Here is a 16,007-nt window from a genome sequence, read left to right as displayed (position 1 = left end):
GTTGCTGTGCGTGGCGGTCCTCCCCGACCTCGACGCGGACTGCGACCACACGGTGTTGCGATTACGCTGCTTTCGCCTTCTGGCCCAGATACCAACTGGCGGCGCCCACGACGCCCAGCTGCCCGTGATCGACCAACTTCACGGGAATTCGTTCCAGCGCCTCGCGCATCGATCCCTTGTCCAGGAAACGCTGCACGAAGCTGCTGTCGATCAGGAACTGGCGGATCTTGGGAAGGATCCCGCCAGCGAGGTAGATGCCGCCCTGCACGCCGTAGAGCAGGGCCATGTCGCCCACGACGCTGCCGAGCAGGCCGCAGAACACGTCCAGCGCCTGGTGCGCGAGCGGATCGCCGCCTTCCAGCGCGGCGGCGGTGATCGCGTCCGGCGTGGCATGCACGGCCGGCACGCCGCGCACCGCGCACAGCGCGTTGTAGAGATTGAGCAGGCCGGGGCCGGAAATCGCGTGCTCCACCGGCACGTGGCTGCGATGGCGCAGCATTTCGCGCACCAGCTGCATTTCCAGTTCGGTGTTGCTGGCCAGCGCGGCCTGGCCGGCCTCGGTGGCGAGCACGACCGGGAAGCCGTCGTTGGGAATCCACACCGCCGCGCCCAGGCCGGTGCCGGGGCCGAGCACCAGGGTGGGGCCGCGCGGCGCCTGCGCCGGGCCGGTGAGCTGGACCACCTCGCTGGCGTCCACGTAGGCCGCCGCATGCGCGACCGCCTCGAAATCGTTGACCAGGTACACCTGCGCCAGGCCCAGTTCCTCGCGGATGGCGCGCGGCGACAGCACCCACGGCAGGTTGTTGGTGATGACGGTGCCGTCGGCCAGCGGATAGCCGGCGCTGGCGATCACGCACTCCTGCACGCCCGGGTTGTCGCGCAGGAAGTCGCCGACGATGGCGGCCAGGCTCGGGTAATCGGCGCAGCGGTATTTGCGGTAGTCCAGCACTTCCACCGGGTGGCGCGGATCGGCGCCCGCCCGCACACGGCCGATACGCACGTGCGTGCCGCCCACATCGGCGGCCAGGAACGGACCGGCATGCGGCAGGGTGGGGGTCGAAGCTGGGGACGTTGCAGCCACACTGACTCCTGGTTGCCTGGGGGCATGCCGGGACCCCGGAAGGGGGACTCGACGGGGCCGAGTGTGAAATCGGTCTGACAACGATGTCAACGGGGTGCAACGAAATTTTCGCAATCGGGTAACAGGGGGCTGGTCGGGGAAACCGGTTACAGCCCGCGACCTGCCTGCAAAGCCAGCCGTGGCAAAGCGCCCGGAACTATCGATGCGGCGCCGCAGCAATGCTGCGACGCGTCACGCCCGTAGCGTGTCCTGTCGTCACGGGAAGTTGACAAGCAGCCCATGCGCATCGAATAAATGTGACAACGTTGTTCCCAGCCAGACCGCCGCAACGGCCGTCGACGACGCAGGAGCTTTCACCCGATGTCCGCACTCACCGCCACTCCCGAACGCTCCAGCCTGATGACTTCGATCGCCATCGTCGGCGTGCTGTTCTTCGTCATCGGCTTCCTCACCTGGATCAACGGCCCGCTGATCACCTTCGTGCGCCTGGCCTTCGATTTGAACGAGGTCAACGCCTTCCTGGTGCTGATGGTGTTCTACCTGTCGTACTTCTTCCTCGCATTGCCGTCCTCGTGGATCCTCAAGCGCACCGGCATGAAGAAGGGCCTTGCGGTAAGCCTTTTCGTGATGGCGGCAGGTGCCGCTGCATTCGGCCAGTTTTCCACGCAGCGCTGGTATCCCGGCGCGCTGGGCGGACTGTTCGTGATCGGCAGCGGACTTGCGCTGCTGCAGACCGCCGTCAATCCGTACGTTTCCATCCTTGGGCCGATCGAGACCGCCGCGCGGCGTATCGCGCTGATGGGCATCTGCAACAAGATCGGCGGCATCATCGTGCCGTGGGTGATTGGCTCGATCGTGCTGCAAGGAGTAGGCGACCTGTCCGACAAGGTGGCCACGGCCGACGCTGCCACGAAGGAAATGCTGCTCAACGAATTCGCCGCCAAGATCCACGCGCCCTATCTGACGATGGCGGTGATCCTGCTGGTCGTGGCGATCGGCATCCTGTTTTCACCGCTGCCGGAGATCAAGCCGGCCGAAGCCAATGCCACGCCCGTATCCAGCAGTGGCGGCAAGACCAGCATCTTCCAGTTCCCGCACCTGTGGCTGGGCGTGCTGTGCCTGTTCGTCTACGTGGGCGTGGAAGTGATGGCGGGTGATGCCATTGGTACCTACGGGCACGGCTTCGACCTGCCGCTGGATCGCACCAAGCTCTTCACGATGTGTACTCTCACCGCCATGCTCGCCGGCTACATCGCAGGCCTGGTGCTGATCCCGCGCGTGGTCTCGCAGGCGCGCTACCTCAGCATCTCGGCCGTGCTCGGCGTGCTGTTCTCCATCGGCGCGTTCCTCACCCACGGCTACGTCTCGGTGGCCTTCGTCGCCGCGCTCGGCTTCGCCAACGCGATGATGTGGCCGGCGATCTTCCCGCTCGCCATCCAGGGCCTGGGCCGCTTCACCGAAACCGGCTCGGCGCTGTTGATCATGGGCATCGCCGGTGGCGCGATCATCCCGCAGGCGTTCGCCATCCTGAAGCAGCACTACGACTTCCAGCTGGTCTTCGCCGCGCTGATGGTCCCGTGCTACCTGTACATCCTGTTCTACTCGCTGCGCGGCCACCGGGCCGGCATGCCGGCAGGCCAGGGCTGAGCACGAAGGCCCGGAACCGCGCATCATGGACGCCTTCGCCACCGCCCCGGAGCAGCCCATGCGCAGGCCGACGATCAAGGACGTCGCCGAGCGCGCGAAGGTCTCGCTGAAGACCGTTTCGCGCGTCATCAACAACGAGCCGTCCGTCATGCAGGCCACCCGCGCGCGGGTGCTGCGGGCCATCGCCGACCTGGACTACGAACCCGACCCCTCCGCGCGCAACCTGCGCAGCGGCACGCCGTTCGTGGTCGGCCTGGTCTACGACAACCCGAACCCGTACCACATCATCGGCGTGCAGAACGGCGTCCTGGCCGCCTGCCGCGAAACCGGCTTCGGCTTGCAGATCAACCCGGTCGATTCGACCTCCCCGCTGCTGGCCGAGGAACTGGCCGAGTGGGTGCAGCGCTCGCGCCTGGCCGGCCTGGTGCTGACCGCGCCGATGTCCGAACGCCCCGAACTGCTCGCCGGCCTGGCCGCGCGCGGCATCAAGACGGTGCGCATCATCGCCGCCACCGAAGACCCGGGCGATGGCGCCTGCGTCTACATCGACGACCGCGACGCGGCCTACGAGATCACCGAGCACCTGATCCAGCTCGGCCACCAGCGCATCGGCTTCCTGTGGGGCGGTGCGCAGCACCGTTCCAGCGGCGAGCGCTATGCCGGCTACGAGGCCGCGTTGCGCGACTACGGCATCACCGTGGACAAGCACCTCATCGTGCCGGGCGACTACACCTTCGACGACGGCTTCCGCGGCGCGCGCCGCCTGCTGGCGTTGCGCGAACCGCCCACGGCCATCTTCGGCAGCAATGACGAAATCGCCGCCGGCGTGCTCGCCGCGGCCAAGTCCTCCGGCATGAACGTGCCGTACCAGCTGTCCATCGCCGGCTTCGAGGACAGCCCGTTCTCGCGCCAGTCGTGGCCGCCGCTGACCACGGCCAAGCAGGCCACCGAGGACATCGCCCGCCATGCCGCGCGCCTGCTGATCAGCCAGCTGCGCAGCGACGCCTACGACGAACAGGCGCCGCAGCTGCACAACCGCGGATTCGTGCCGCAGCTGGTGGTGCGCGGTTCCACCGCGCCCGCGCCGGCCGCCGCGGCGCGTACCGCCCCGCCCGAACCGACCTGACCCCACCATCCATGTCCCTGCCCGAAGAAAACCAGACCCTGATGTTCCGCGAAGCCGCGGAAACCGCTGACGTCGTCGCCGCCCAGTTCGCGCGCAACCGTGGCACCGTGGAAGCGCTGGCCGCCTCGCTGCGCGCCAACCCGCCGCCGTTCGTGGTGACCTGCGCGCGCGGCAGCTCGGATCACGCCGCCACCTACGCCAAATACCTGTTCGAGACCCAGCTGGGCATCGTGACGGCGTCGGCGTCGCCGTCGGTGGGGTCGGTGTACGAAGCGCCGCTGGCGTTGAAGGGCGCGCTGTACCTGGTGATCTCGCAGTCAGGCAAGAGCCCGGACCTGCTGCGCAATGCCGAGGCCGCCAAGGCCGCCGGCGCGCGCGTGGTGGCGCTGGTGAACGTGGAAGACTCGCCGCTGGCGCAGCTGGCCGAGACGGTGATTCCGCTGGGCGCCGGCCCGGAGCGCAGCGTCGCGGCGACCAAGAGCTACCTCGCCTCGCTGGCGGCGATCCTGCAGCTCGGCGCGCTGTGGAAGCAGGATCCGGCGCTGCTGCATGCGCTCGACGCGCTGCCCTCGGCGCTGCGCCAGGCCTGGGCCGCCGACTGGCGCCCGCTCACCGAAGGCCTGGTCGGCGCGCGCAACCTGTTCGTGCTCGGCCGTGGCCTCGGCCTGGCCGCCGCGCAGGAAGCGGCGTTGAAGTTCAAGGAAACCTGCGGCCTGCATGCCGAGGCCTACAGCTCGGCCGAGGTGAAGCACGGCCCGATGGCGCTGGTGGATGCCGGCTTCCCGGTGCTGGCGTTCGCGCAGCCGGATGAAACCGGCGCCGGCACGCGCGCGGTGGCCGAGGAATTCCGCGCGCGTGGCGCGCAGGTCTGGCTGGCCGCGCCGGACGGCGACCTGCCGCTGGCCGAGGCGCCGCATCCGGTGTGCACGCCGCTGCTCACCATCCAGAGCTTCTACCGCGCGATCAACGCGCTGGCGCTGCGCCGGGGCCACAATCCCGACCTGCCGCCGCATCTGAACAAGGTTACCGAGACGGTCTGACGCCATGGCGATCGCGCTGCGCAACGGAAAGGTCCTCACCGATCACGGCTTCCGCGAGGACGTGGCGGTGCTGGTGGAAGAAGGGCGCATCGTCGCGCTGGTGCCGCTGGACGATCCGCGCGTGGCCGCGGCCACCGCGGTGGACCTGCAGGGCCATACGCTGCTGCCGGGCTACATCGACGCGCAGGTCAACGGCGGTGGCGGCTACCTGTTCAACAACACGCCGGACGTGCACGCGCTGACGGAAATCGCGCGCGCGCACCGGCGCTTCGGCACCACCGGCATGCTGCCGACGCTGATCAGCGACGACGCGGGGGTGATGGAGAAAGCCATTGCCGCCACCGCCGAGGCGATCGATGCCGGCGTGCCGGGCGTGCTCGGCATCCACCTGGAAGGGCCGTACATCGCGCCGGCGCGCAAGGGCACGCATGACGCCAGCAAGTTCCGCGTGCCGGATGCCGCCGAAGTGGCGATGGCCGCCTCGCTGCGCAATGGCGTCACGCTGCTGACGCTCGCCCCCGAGCAGGTGCCGGTCGAGACCGTGCGCGCGCTGGTGGCGGCGGGCGTGATCGTCGCCGCCGGCCACACCGCCGGCAGCTACGAGCAGATCCGTGCCGGCCTGGACGCGGGCATCACCGGCTTCACCCATCTGTACAACGCGATGTCGCCGCTGCAGGGGCGCGAGCCTGGCGCGGTGGGCGCCGCGATGGAAGATGCGGACAGCTGGTGCGGCATCATCGTCGATGGCGTGCACGTGCACCCGGCCAGCCTGCGCGTGGCGCTGGCGGCCAAGCCGCGTGGCAAGCTGTTCCTGGTCACCGACGCGATGCCGCCGGTGGGCGCGGACGACCCAAGCTATTCGCTGTACGGCGAAATCATCACCGCCGTCGATGGCGTGGTGCGCAATGCCGCCGGCGCCCTGGCGGGCTCCGCGCTGGACATGGCCACCGCCGTGCGCAACAGCGTGCGCCTGCTCGGCCTGCCGCTGGAGGAGGCCGCGCGCATGGCGTCGACCTACCCGGCGCAGTTCCTCGGCCTGGGCGACCGCTACGGCCGCATCGCGCCGGGCTACCAGGCCGACCTGGTGCTGGTCGACGATGACCTGCAGGTCGTCGCCACCTGGATCGCCGGCAGCGCCGACTGATGTCCGCGCCCGGGAGCATGCAGCGCTTCGCCTCGGTCGATGCGCTGCGCGGGCTGACCGTCGCGGCGATGCTGCTGGTCAACGATCCCGGCGAATGGGCGCACGTGTGGTGGCCGCTGGAGCACGCCGAGTGGAATGGCTGCACGCCCACCGACCTGATCTTCCCGATGTTCCTGTTCATCGTCGGCGTGTCGATCTCGCTGGGCGTGGTGCCGCGCGCGCTGGCCGGCGGTGATCGCGGCGCGCTGACGCGCACGGTGTGGGTGCGCGCGCTGCGCATCCTCGGGCTGGGCTTGCTGCTGCATCTGCTGGCGTGGTGGTGGCTGGACAAGCCGCACTTCCGCCCGTGGGGCGTGCTGCAGCGGATCGGCCTGTGCTTCGGCATCGCCGGCAGCGTGGCGCTGTGGGTGAAGCCGCGGATGCAGTGGGGATGGATCGGCGCGTTGCTCGTGGGCTGGGCGGCGTTGCTGTGCGCCGGCGGTTCGCTGGCACCCTTCCAGAACATCGCCAGCCGCGTGGATACCGCGCTGCTCGGTCCACTGGTCTACCAGTACGACGCGACGACCGGGCTGGGGCACGACCCGGAAGGCCTGCTCTCCACGCTCGGCGCGCTGGCGACCACGCTGCTGGGGTTGCGCGCGGGCGACTGGCTGCGCGAGGGACGGCGGCGCTGGCTGGTGATGGGCGGCGTGGCCGTCGGGCTCGCGGGCCTGGCGTGGGCGTGGTGGCTGCCGTTGAACAAGAACCTGTGGACGTCCTCGTACGTGCTGTGGAGCGCGGGCGTGTCGATGCTGCTGCTCGCGCTGGCGCACGTGCTGGTGGATCTGCGCGGCTGGCCCGCGGTGGGGCGCAGCTTCGGCGTCAACGCGATCGCCGCTTATGGTGGCTCGGCGCTGATGGTGTACGCGCTGGCTGGACTGGGCTGGTGGGAGCCGATCTACGAGCGCGGCTTCGCCAGCTGGATCGCGCCGCTGGCCGGGCGCGAAGTGTCCTCGGCGGCCTTCGCGGTGGTGTTCGTCGCGGTGTGGTGGGCAGTGGTGCGCTGGATGGATGCGCGGCGGTGGTACGTCAAGATCTGAGCGTGCCGGCGTTGGCCGCTTGGCGCCGCGGGATGGAATGAAGGCAGGCTATTTCCGCAGTGTCCGCGCCTGGCCGATCGCCGCAATCCTCGCCTTCGCCAGCGCCTCGCCGACCTGCGGACCCTGCAGGCCATCTTTCGCCAGGTCGCGCGCGTTGATCGCCAGCGCCGCTTCGTGCAGCCGGCACAGCTCCGGCCCCTGCGGGTAATCCTCTTCGGCACTGCCCAACCTGCCGCGCTTGTCCGCCTCGCAGACCGCCGCGATCTGCGCGATCCGCTCCGGCCGCCGGAAGCCGTCGCAGCGGCCCAGCAGTTCGTGCACCGTCGCATCGCGCAGCTCGGCGATGCGATGCACGTTCAGGTGTTCGCGGCACACGCTTTCGGCCAGCTGGCGGTAATCCTGCGGCACCTTCAGCCGCTCGCTCATCGCCCGCGTTGGCGCGACGCCACGCTGTTCGTGCATCACGTGGCGCGGGAGTTCGTCGGTCGGCGTGAGCGCCTTGCCGAGGTCGTGGCACAGCGCGGCATAGCCGATCATCGCGTCGCCCGGCCGCAACCGTGCCGCCATGTCGCTCACCATTTCCTGGTGCACGCCGGTATCCACCTCGGGATGGAACTCGGCACGCTGCGGCACCCCATACAACGCTTCGACCTCCGGCAGCACCGCGCCCAACGCGTGCGCGTCGTGCAGCGTGCGCAGGAACGCGGATGGCTGCGCGGAAGCGAGCGCCTTGCGCAGTTCCTGCCATACCCGCTCGGGCACCAGGGCCTCGAGCTCGCCGCTGGCGGCGATCTCGCGCATCAGCGCGAGCGTTTCCGGCGCCAGGGTGAAGCCCAGCGGCGCGAAGCGCGCCATGAACCGCCCCGCGCGCAGCACGCGCAGCGGGTCTTCGACGAAAGCCGGCCCCACGTGCCGCAGCACGCGCGCTTCGATATCGCGCGCGCCGCCGTAAGGGTCGACCAGCGTGCCGTCATCGGCGCGGGCGATCGCATTGAGGGTGAAGTCGCGCCGCTGCAGGTCCTGCTCCAGCGTCACGCAGGGGTCGGCATCGACCACGAAGCCGCGATACCCCCGCCCGGACTTGCGCTCGGTGCGTGCCAGCGCGTACTCCTCGCCGGTCTTCGGGTGCAGGAACACCGGGAAGTCGCGGCCCACGGCCTTGAAACCCTGTGCCTCCATCGCGGCCTGGTCGGCGCCGACGACCACCCAGTCGCGGTCGCCGGCCGGCAGGTTCAGCAGGGCATCGCGGACGGCGCCGCCAACGAGATAGATCTCCATCGCGCCATGATGCCCGAAGCCGGCGCCGCCGCGACTCAGCGGCTGCCAGCCGGGGCCGCGGCTGCCGGCGTGTTGCAGACGAAGGCCTTGCGCTTGTCCTGCAGCGTGCCGACGAGGCGGTCGCTGAGCGGCAGCGCGTTGCCATTGAGGCGCCAGTCGTAGATCACGCTGAAGGCCATCACGCGCGCGACGTAGTCGCGGGTTTCCTTGTAGCTGATGGTCTCGATCCAGAAATCCGGGTCGTGCGAGGGCCGCTGGTCGAGCCAGCGCGCCGCCGGCGTCGGGCCGGCGTTGTAGGCGGCGATGGTGACGTACGGCTGGCCGTACTTGTCCAGCAGCTGGCGCAGATAGGCGGTGCCGATGGCGATGTTGACGTCCGGGTCGTACAGGCTCGATGCGCCGGTGTAGCTGGCCAGCCCGATGCGCTTGGCTACGCCGTTGCCGGTGCCCGGCAGCACCTGCATCAGGCCCATCGCGTTGGCCGGCGAGCGGGCGTTGGAATTGAACACGCTTTCGGCGCGGATCTCCGCGGCCACCCAGGCCGGGTCGATGCCGTTGCGCTCGGCTTCGCGGCGGATGGTGTCGCCGTGGTGCAGCGGAAAGCGCAGCGTGTAGAGGCGCTGCTCTTCCGGCTTCTTGCCCAGCGAGAACACCGCGCGGTCGAACCAGCCGGCCTCGCCGGCCAGCTCCACCGCCAGCCGGCGCTGGGTGTCGTCGAAACGGGTGAGCGCGTCGTTCCATTCCAGCGTGGCCCAGCTGGCACGGTCGAGCTTGAACAGTTCCAGCGCACGCACCAACGCCGGGTCGCGGGCGATGGCATTGCGCGCCTGCGCGGTGTCGTTCGGCTCCCACGGGCACAGCACGTAGGGCTGGCCGAGCTTGTCGGCAGCCAGGAAGCCATGGAAGGTCGGGCTCTGCGCCGCACCGCGGTACCACGCCTGCGCCTCGCCGGTGCGGCCCAGCTTCTCGGCCAGGCGCGCGCGGAAATACTGCCAGCGCGAATCGTCGCGCTGCGCGGGCGGCATCTTCTCGATGCCGGCCAGCGCGCCCGGCCAGTCGCCACGCGACATCGCCTCGCGCACGCGCCATTCGCGCAGGCGTTCGTCATAGGCGGCCTCGGGCACGGCCTGCAGCCGGCGCGCGGAATCGGGCAGGTAGGAGGCCACCGTCCACAGCGCGATCTGGTACAGCACCTTGCCGCGCTGCGTGGCATCCAGCGCCAGCGCATCGCCCACCTGCGGCAGCAGGCGCTCGGCGGCATCCGGGTTGGCCTTGGCCAGCGCGGAGAGCCCGGCCACCGCGATGCGGCGGCTGCGGTCGGTGCGCGGCCACGCCAGCGCGCGCGCGTCGGCGGCGGCGACGAACGCGGCGTAGTCGTTGGCCTGCCCCTGCTCGGCGGCGGGCAGGCCTTGCGCGGCGGCGCGCATCACCGCCGGCAGCTGTTCGTCGGCGGCGGCTTCGATGCGCTGCCAGCGCAGCGGGGCATCCAGCCCGCCGCGCGCGGCGAGCGTGGCGAACACCGCATCGCAGCCGTTGGGCAGCGCCTTGCCGTTGGCCCGCCAGATCGCCTGCGCGTCGCTGTTCCACTGAGCATCGAGGCGGCCCTGGGCCTGGCGGGCGGTAAGTTCGGCGCAGCGCAGGGAGACGCTGTCGGTCGGCTTCCAGTTGGCGAGGAAGGTCGGCCAATCCTCGCGACGCGCCAGCGCCGGCAGCCACAGCGAGCGGAACGCCTCGGCCACCGGCTGGCCGTTGTAGCGGCGCAGGAAGTCCTGCGCGGCGTTGTTGTCCACGCGGTCGATGTCGCGCTTGAGCGCGGCGTATTCCAGCCACCCGTACACCGGGTTGTCGCGCAGCGCGGCGTTGGCGCCGGCGTCGGGGCGGCCGGCTTCGGCCGCTTCCAATGCGGCGCGCATGGCGGGGCGTTGCGCATCCGGCGACTGCGCGGCGGCCGCGAAGGCCAGCCCGGCCAGGGAGAGCGCGAGGAAGATCGATTGCAGCGGCTTGTTCATGACGTGGAGGATACCGGCCGGCGGTGAACGGTCGTGACGATGGACCGGTGATTGTGCGGGTGCCACGCCTTCATGGCGCATCCGCGCAGGCATCGCGATGCGATCTCGCACGGCCGCATTCATCCGCGGGCCAGCCTGAAACGACACCGGCCGGCGACCCTCGCGGATCGCCGGCCGGCACGGTTCCTCACGCGTGGGCGATCAGAACGTCCAGTTGAAGCTCAGCTCGCCGTTGCGCGGTGCGCCGAACGCGCCGTAGCCGGAGTTGATCTGCGAGTAGTAGCGCTTGTCCAGCAGGTTGTTGAGGTTGAGCTGCACCGAGAACTGCGGCGCCAGGCGGTAACGCGCGAAGGCGCTGACCAGCGCATAGCCGTCCTGCTCGAACTCCCCGTACACCGCGTCCACGTAGTAGATGCGGTTCTGCCAGTTCACGCCGCCGCCGACGGTGAGGTCGTGCCATTCGCCGCTCGGGGTGTAGCTGGTGAACAGCTTGATCGAGGTGCGCGGCAGCTGCTTGTTGATGCTCGTGTCGTTGGCGTCGCGCGCGGTGTAGTGCGAGGCGCCGAACGTGGCGTTCCAACCTTCGCGCAGCTCGCCGCTCACTTCGAACTCGAAGCCTTCGCTCACCGTGCCCTTGGCCGCGGCGTACACCTGCTCGCCGCTCGGCAGGTACACGCCGGTCGGCTGGGCCACGTTGTCCTGCTCGATGCGGAACACCGCCGCCGAGGCATTGAGGCGGTTGTCGAACCAGGCGGCCTTGACGCCGGCCTCGTAGCTCTTGCCGGTCACCGGGTCGAGGAAGCTGCCGTTGGCGCCGCGGTAGGTCTGCGGCTGGAAGATCTCGGTGTAGCTCGCGTAGGTGGACCAGGTGTCGTTGAAGTCGTACACCAGGCCGGCGTACGGGGTGGTCACCTTGTGCGAACGGTCGGCGCCTTCGCCTTCGCTCTTCCAGTCGGTGTAGCGCGCGCCGAGGATGGCGCTCAGCGGGTCGGCCAGCGACAGGCGCAGCGCCGCGTACGCCGCCTTCTGGGTGATCTCGCCGCCGCTCGGGTACACGGCCGAGGCCGACCAGTCCGGTTCCGGATACGCGCCGGTCCAGCCGAGGTAGCTGTCCAGCGGGCCCGGGAAGTCCGAACGGCCGAGGTTGGAGTATTCGCGACGGTTGTAGCTCACGCCGCCCATGAAGCGGTGCTGGCGGCCGAACAGCTGGAACGGGCCTTCGGTGTAGCCGTCCACGCCGTCCACCTTGCGCTCGGTGATGTAGTAGCCGGAGTAGGGCACCACGCCGCCGCCGGTCTGCTTGTCGAAGCCGTAGATCGTGTAGAACGGATAGAACAGCTTGTCGTCGACGTTGCTCTCGTCATGCGTGGCGTTGAGCTTGAGCTTCCAGCCGTTGGCGAAGCCGGTTTCCAGGGTGGCGAACGCGCGCTTGACCGTGGTGTCCCAGTAGGTCCAGTCGGCGGCCGGGTTGAACGACTTGCCGTAATCGGTGCGGCTGCCATCCGAGTACCACAGCGGGAAGCCGCCCCAGGTGACGTCGTTGGAGTTCTTCTTCTGGTAGTCGTAGCCGACGCTGAGCAGCGTGTTGGCGCCGAGGTCGGCGTCGATCACCGCGTAGCCCAGGGTCTTGTTCTGGTTGTAGCGGTCCACCCATGACTCGCTGTCGGTGTAGTTGCCGATCACGCGCGCGCGCACGCTGCCGCTGCTGTTGAGCGGGGTGGTGACGTCCACGGTGCTGCGGGTCTTGCCGAAGCTGCCGGCGGCCACCGAGACGCTGCCGGTGAACTCGCGGCTGTCGGCATGCTTGCGCACCAGGTTCACCGAGGCCGACGGATTGCCCGCGCCGGTCAGCAGGCCGGTGGCGCCGCGCACGATCTCCACGCGGTCGTAGATGGCCAGGTCCAGCGCCGAATCGCCGTAGCTCCAGGCCTGGTCCATGGTGGTCGGCAGGCCGTCGAACTGGTAGTTGTCGATGTAGAAGCCGCGCGCGAAGAACTCCACGCGCTCGCTGTCGGTCTGGCTGTAGGACACGCCGGTGACGTTGTTGAGCACCTCGCCGATGCTCTGCAGGTTCTGGTCCTTCATCCGCGCCTGGGTCACCACGGTCACCGATTGCGGGATCTCCCGCGGCGCCAGTTCGAAGCGGGTGCCGGCGGCGACCTTCTCCACGGTGTAGGTCGGGCGCGCGGCGGCCACGTTGAGGCGGTCCAGGGTCTGCACGTCCCCGGACGCGGCCGGCGCCTCGGCGGCCCACGCCGGCAACGTGGCCAGGGCGCAGGCGGCGGCCAGCGCGGTGCGCTGGAAGCGGGGGAAGGAAGAAGCGGTGAAACGGGCCATGCCAATCTCCAGATGAGCATTTCCGCCCCGGCGGGATCGGGCCCGTGGGGATCGGAAGCAGGATTGGCTTGGCGGTCGCCACCCGTGGGGGGAGGAGGCACCTGGCTGCGATGTATCGGGATGCCGGCCGGGGCCACTGCATCCGCGCGGCGCATTTTACTGCCGCGGTGCAGCAACGTCACCCGCGCCCGGCCCCACGCGGAGGCTGGGCGTGGCGTGCATGGCCTTCGGTGTCACGGGATGCCGGGCCGCAGCATCCCACGTTGCGCGCTTGTCACCGCTTCACGATTTGTTTACAAAGCAGGCAAGCCGCGGCGGCGCAGGGAGACGTTGCGGCCGTCCCATCCCCTTTGGAGAGAGAGACCGGATGAGTATCCTGCGCCGCGATCCCTGCCGCCTGGCCTTGGCCCTGGCCACCGCGCTGCTGCTGCCGTCGGCAGCCTGGGCGCAGGACGCCGACACCGACGCGTCCGCCAACACCACCCGCACGCTGGACAAGGTCCAGGTCACCGGCACGCGCATCAAGACCGCCGAGATGCAGGGCCAGGTGCCGATCCAGACGCTGACCCGCGCCGACATCGAGCGTACCGGCGTGCAATCGGTGGGCGAGGTGCTGCAGCAGCTCACGGCTTCCGGCTCGGCGCTCAACACCAAGTTCAACTCCTCCGGCAACTTCGGCTTCCCGGCCGATGGTGGCGGCGTGGGCGCGGGTTCCGCGCAGGTCGACCTGCGCCACCTCGGCGCCAAGCGCGTGCTGGTGCTGGTGGATGGCGTGCGCTGGGTCAACGAATCCTCGGCCTCGGGCGTGGGCGCCTCGGTGGACCTCAACACGCTGCCGCTGGCGCTGGTGGACCGCATCGAGGTGCTGGAGGACGGCGCCTCGGCGCTGTACGGCTCCGACGCGGTGGCCGGCGTGGTCAACATCATCACCCGGCGCGAATTCGAAGGCGCGCAGGTCACGCTCAACTACGGGCAGTACGGCGAAGGCGACGGCGCCAGCCGCGGCGTGGACCTGGCCTGGGGCACGCAGGCGGATCGCTACAGCCTGTTCCTGGGCGCCAGCTACGTGAAGCAGGACCCCGTGTGGGCGCGCGACCGCGCGCAGTCGCGCTATCCGGTGCCCGGCACCGGCGTGGCGCTGGGCAGCTCGGCCACGCCGGACGGCCGCTTCGATTTCATCGACCCCAACACCGGCGCGCAGCAGTCGCTCACGCCCAACGCCGGCGGCAACGGCGCGCCCGTGTACGACGGCAGCGCCGGCTGTACCCGCAGCGACGACTATCACTGCTTCAGCAGCGACGACCGCTACAACTTCGCCACCGAGAACCTGCTGCTGACGCCGTCCGAGCGCAAGAGCGTGTTCGGCCAGTTCCGCTTCTTCTTCAACGACGACGTGCAGTGGTACCTGAAGGCGCTGGGCAACCGTCGTGAGTCGCGCAACCAGTCCGCGCCCGAGCCGATCTTCCTCGGCCCGGAGGCCGGCACCGGCAACCCGCTGGCCGACAACATCGTCATTTCCGCGGCCAACCCGTACAACCCGTTCGGCTTCGACCTGGATTCGTCGGACAACCTGATCCTGATCGGCCGCCGCCCGGTGGAAGGTGGCCCGCGCGTGTTCGAACAGCGCGTGGACACCGACTACTTCGCCACCGGCTTCATCGGCACCTTCGAAACGTCCTGGCGCACTTGGTACTGGGACGTCAACGCGATGTACAGCCGCAGCAAGGCCGAGCAGACCAACACCGGCAGCTACGACATCTACAACATCGCGCTGGCGCTGGGCGACCCGGCCGCGTGCGCGGCGGTGGCCGGCTGCGTGCCGCTGGACATCTTCGGTGGCGCCGGCAGCATCACGCCGGAGATGCTGCGCTGGATCCAGCCGGTCGTGCACGACCGCAGCCAGAACGAACTGAGCCTGTTCAGCGCCAACCTCAGCAGCGAACTGTTCCAGCTGCCGGCCGGCGCGGTCGCCTTCGCCGCGGGCGTGGAGCATCGTCGTTACGAAGGCTGGTACCAGCCCGACCCGCTGACCGTGGAAGGCCACTACAACGGCGTGCCCTCGCAGCCGACCTCCGGCAGCTACGACGTCAACGAGGCCTATGTCGAACTCAACGTGCCGCTGTTCGCCGCGCAGCGCTTCGGCGACCGCCTCGACCTGAGCCTGGCCGGCCGCTATTCCGATTATTCGACCTTCGGCAGCGAGTTCACCCCGAAGTACGGCCTGCGCTGGCAGGTCACCGACGAATTCGTGCTGCGCACCAGCTGGGCCGAAGGCTTCCGCGCCCCGACCATTGGCGAGCTGTACGGCTCGGCCGCGCGCGCCGACCTGGTGCTGGTGGATCCGTGCTCGGGTGGTGGCAATGCCGCCAACTGCGCCGCGCTCGGCGTGCCGGCCGGCTACCAGCAGGCGAACCCGCAGATCTCGGTGACCACGGGCGGCAACCGCGCGCTGCAGCCGGAGCGCGCGCGCAGCTTCAGCGCCGGCTTCGTGTGGAGCCCGTGGTTCGGCAACAACGCGCCGTGGGCGGACCGCTTCGACATCGAGGCCACGTTCTACCGCCACCACGTGGACGACGCGATCCAGGCGATCGACGCGCAGACCCAGCTGGACCTGTGCGTGCAGACGCTGGCGGCCGAATACTGCGACGGCATCACCCGCGCCACTACCGGCGGCATCAACGGCTTCAACAACCGCCTGACCAACCTCGGCTCGATCAAGACCGACGGCTGGGACGTGGACGTGTTCTGGACCCTGCCGATCACCACCATCGGCCGCTTCAAGATTTCCTGGCAGAACACCTTCGTCGGCCGCTACGAGGCGGTGGGCGCGGCGGGCCAGAAGCAGCCGCAGGCCCCGGGCGTGGAGGTCAACGACAGCGCGATTCCGGAATGGAGCAGCAACCTGGCGCTGGACTGGAACCTGGGCGCGTGGAATGCGACGTGGCGTTTGCGCCATGTGTCGAGCCTGCGCGAATCGTGCGGCAACGCGGTGGATTTCCCGGTGTGCCCGGATCCGGTCAACGACCGCCACGACATGGGCTCGGTGACCTACAGCGACGTGCAGCTGGGCTATCGCTTCGAGTGGCTCTCGGGGCTGCAGGTGAGTGGCGGCGTCAACAACCTGTTCGACAAGGATCCGCCGATCTGTCTGTCGTGCTCGCTCAATGGGTATGACCCGTCTACTTACGATATTCCGGGTGGGCGGTATTGGTATTTGCGAGCGGATCTGCGGTTCTGAGGTTTTCCCCACTTCGATGACGAAGCAC

Annotated in this window: 10 protein-coding genes; 6 read left to right on the top strand and 4 right to left on the bottom strand. The window is 69.5% G+C overall.

What is annotated here, in order from left to right:
* Window positions 1–61: 61 nt before the first annotated feature.
* The gene (glk, locus tag ARC20_RS11835) at window positions 62–1,081 is read right to left on the bottom strand and encodes a glucokinase (protein WP_057647348.1); all 1,020 of its coding nucleotides are present in this window, start codon (window positions 1,079–1,081) and stop codon (window positions 62–64) included.
* Window positions 1,082–1,441: 360 nt separating this feature from the next.
* On the opposite strand from glk, the gene ARC20_RS11830 reads away from it, so the two are divergent.
* The 5 genes from ARC20_RS11830 to ARC20_RS11810 are packed head-to-tail and all read left to right on the top strand — an operon-like array spanning window position 1,442 to window position 7,117.
* Window positions 1,442–2,728: a sugar MFS transporter gene (locus tag ARC20_RS11830; protein WP_057647347.1), complete on the top strand. Its 1,287-nt coding sequence runs from the start codon at window positions 1,442–1,444 to the stop codon at window positions 2,726–2,728.
* Between the two features lie 58 nt (window positions 2,729–2,786).
* Entirely contained in the window at window positions 2,787–3,854 is a 1,068-nt protein-coding gene (locus ARC20_RS11825) for a LacI family DNA-binding transcriptional regulator (protein WP_057647460.1), read from the top strand.
* A gap of 11 nt (window positions 3,855–3,865) precedes the next feature.
* A complete protein-coding gene (locus tag ARC20_RS11820) occupies window positions 3,866–4,894 on the top strand; it encodes an SIS domain-containing protein (RefSeq protein ID WP_057647344.1) in 1,029 nt (342 codons plus the stop codon).
* Between the two features lie 4 nt (window positions 4,895–4,898).
* On the top strand, window positions 4,899–6,038 hold the full coding sequence (gene nagA, locus ARC20_RS11815) for an N-acetylglucosamine-6-phosphate deacetylase (protein WP_057647342.1): 1,140 nt from the start codon (window positions 4,899–4,901) through the stop codon (window positions 6,036–6,038).
* Window positions 6,038–7,117 carry an acyltransferase family protein gene (locus ARC20_RS11810; protein WP_237642578.1) on the top strand — a complete coding sequence of 360 codons (1,080 nt, stop codon included), beginning with the start codon at window positions 6,038–6,040 and terminating at the stop codon, window positions 7,115–7,117. The genes nagA and ARC20_RS11810 overlap by 1 nt, the downstream gene beginning before the upstream one ends.
* Before the next feature lie 48 nt (window positions 7,118–7,165).
* On the opposite strand, the gene ARC20_RS11805 is transcribed toward ARC20_RS11810, so the two are convergent.
* From ARC20_RS11805 to fhuE, 3 genes are all read right to left on the bottom strand, one after another.
* The gene (locus ARC20_RS11805) at window positions 7,166–8,395 is read right to left on the bottom strand and encodes a multifunctional CCA addition/repair protein (RefSeq protein ID WP_057647340.1); all 1,230 of its coding nucleotides are present in this window, start codon (window positions 8,393–8,395) and stop codon (window positions 7,166–7,168) included.
* Between the two features lie 35 nt (window positions 8,396–8,430).
* On the bottom strand, window positions 8,431–10,404 hold the full coding sequence (locus ARC20_RS11800) for a transglycosylase SLT domain-containing protein (RefSeq protein WP_057647338.1): 1,974 nt from the start codon (window positions 10,402–10,404) through the stop codon (window positions 8,431–8,433).
* A 201-nt stretch (window positions 10,405–10,605) separates the two neighbouring features.
* Window positions 10,606–12,741: a ferric-rhodotorulic acid/ferric-coprogen receptor FhuE gene (gene fhuE / locus ARC20_RS11795; RefSeq protein WP_057647337.1), complete on the bottom strand. Its 2,136-nt coding sequence runs from the start codon at window positions 12,739–12,741 to the stop codon at window positions 10,606–10,608.
* Between the two features lie 367 nt (window positions 12,742–13,108).
* On the opposite strand from fhuE, the gene ARC20_RS11790 reads away from it, so the two are divergent.
* Window positions 13,109–15,979, top strand: a complete 2,871-nt coding sequence (locus ARC20_RS11790; protein ID WP_057647335.1) for a TonB-dependent receptor plug domain-containing protein — start codon at window positions 13,109–13,111, stop codon at window positions 15,977–15,979.
* Window positions 15,980–16,007: the final 28 nt, after the last annotated feature.

The sequence above is a fragment of the Stenotrophomonas panacihumi genome (assembly GCF_001431645.1).
Lineage (GTDB): Bacteria > Pseudomonadota > Gammaproteobacteria > Xanthomonadales > Xanthomonadaceae > Stenotrophomonas_A > Stenotrophomonas_A panacihumi.
This window is presented reverse-complemented; position numbering and strand designations above follow the sequence as displayed.

Bases quoted from the DNA above. Each gene is read 5' to 3' on its own strand.
- ARC20_RS11825 (WP_057647460.1), top strand. From the start codon at position 2,787: ATGCGCAGGCCGACGATCAAGGACGTCGCCGAGCGCGCGAAGGTCTCG.
- ARC20_RS11830 (WP_057647347.1), top strand. From the start codon at position 1,442: ATGTCCGCACTCACCGCCACTCCCGAACGCTCCAGCCTGATGACTTCG.
- fhuE (WP_057647337.1), bottom strand. From the start codon at position 12,741: ATGGCCCGTTTCACCGCTTCTTCCTTCCCCCGCTTCCAGCGCACCGCG.
- ARC20_RS11810 (WP_237642578.1), top strand. From the start codon at position 6,038: ATGTCCGCGCCCGGGAGCATGCAGCGCTTCGCCTCGGTCGATGCGCTG.
- ARC20_RS11805 (WP_057647340.1), bottom strand. From the start codon at position 8,395: ATGGAGATCTATCTCGTTGGCGGCGCCGTCCGCGATGCCCTGCTGAAC.
- ARC20_RS11800 (WP_057647338.1), bottom strand. From the start codon at position 10,404: ATGAACAAGCCGCTGCAATCGATCTTCCTCGCGCTCTCCCTGGCCGGG.
- ARC20_RS11820 (WP_057647344.1), top strand. From the start codon at position 3,866: ATGTCCCTGCCCGAAGAAAACCAGACCCTGATGTTCCGCGAAGCCGCG.
- ARC20_RS11790 (WP_057647335.1), top strand. From the start codon at position 13,109: ATGAGTATCCTGCGCCGCGATCCCTGCCGCCTGGCCTTGGCCCTGGCC.
- nagA (WP_057647342.1), top strand. From the start codon at position 4,899: ATGGCGATCGCGCTGCGCAACGGAAAGGTCCTCACCGATCACGGCTTC.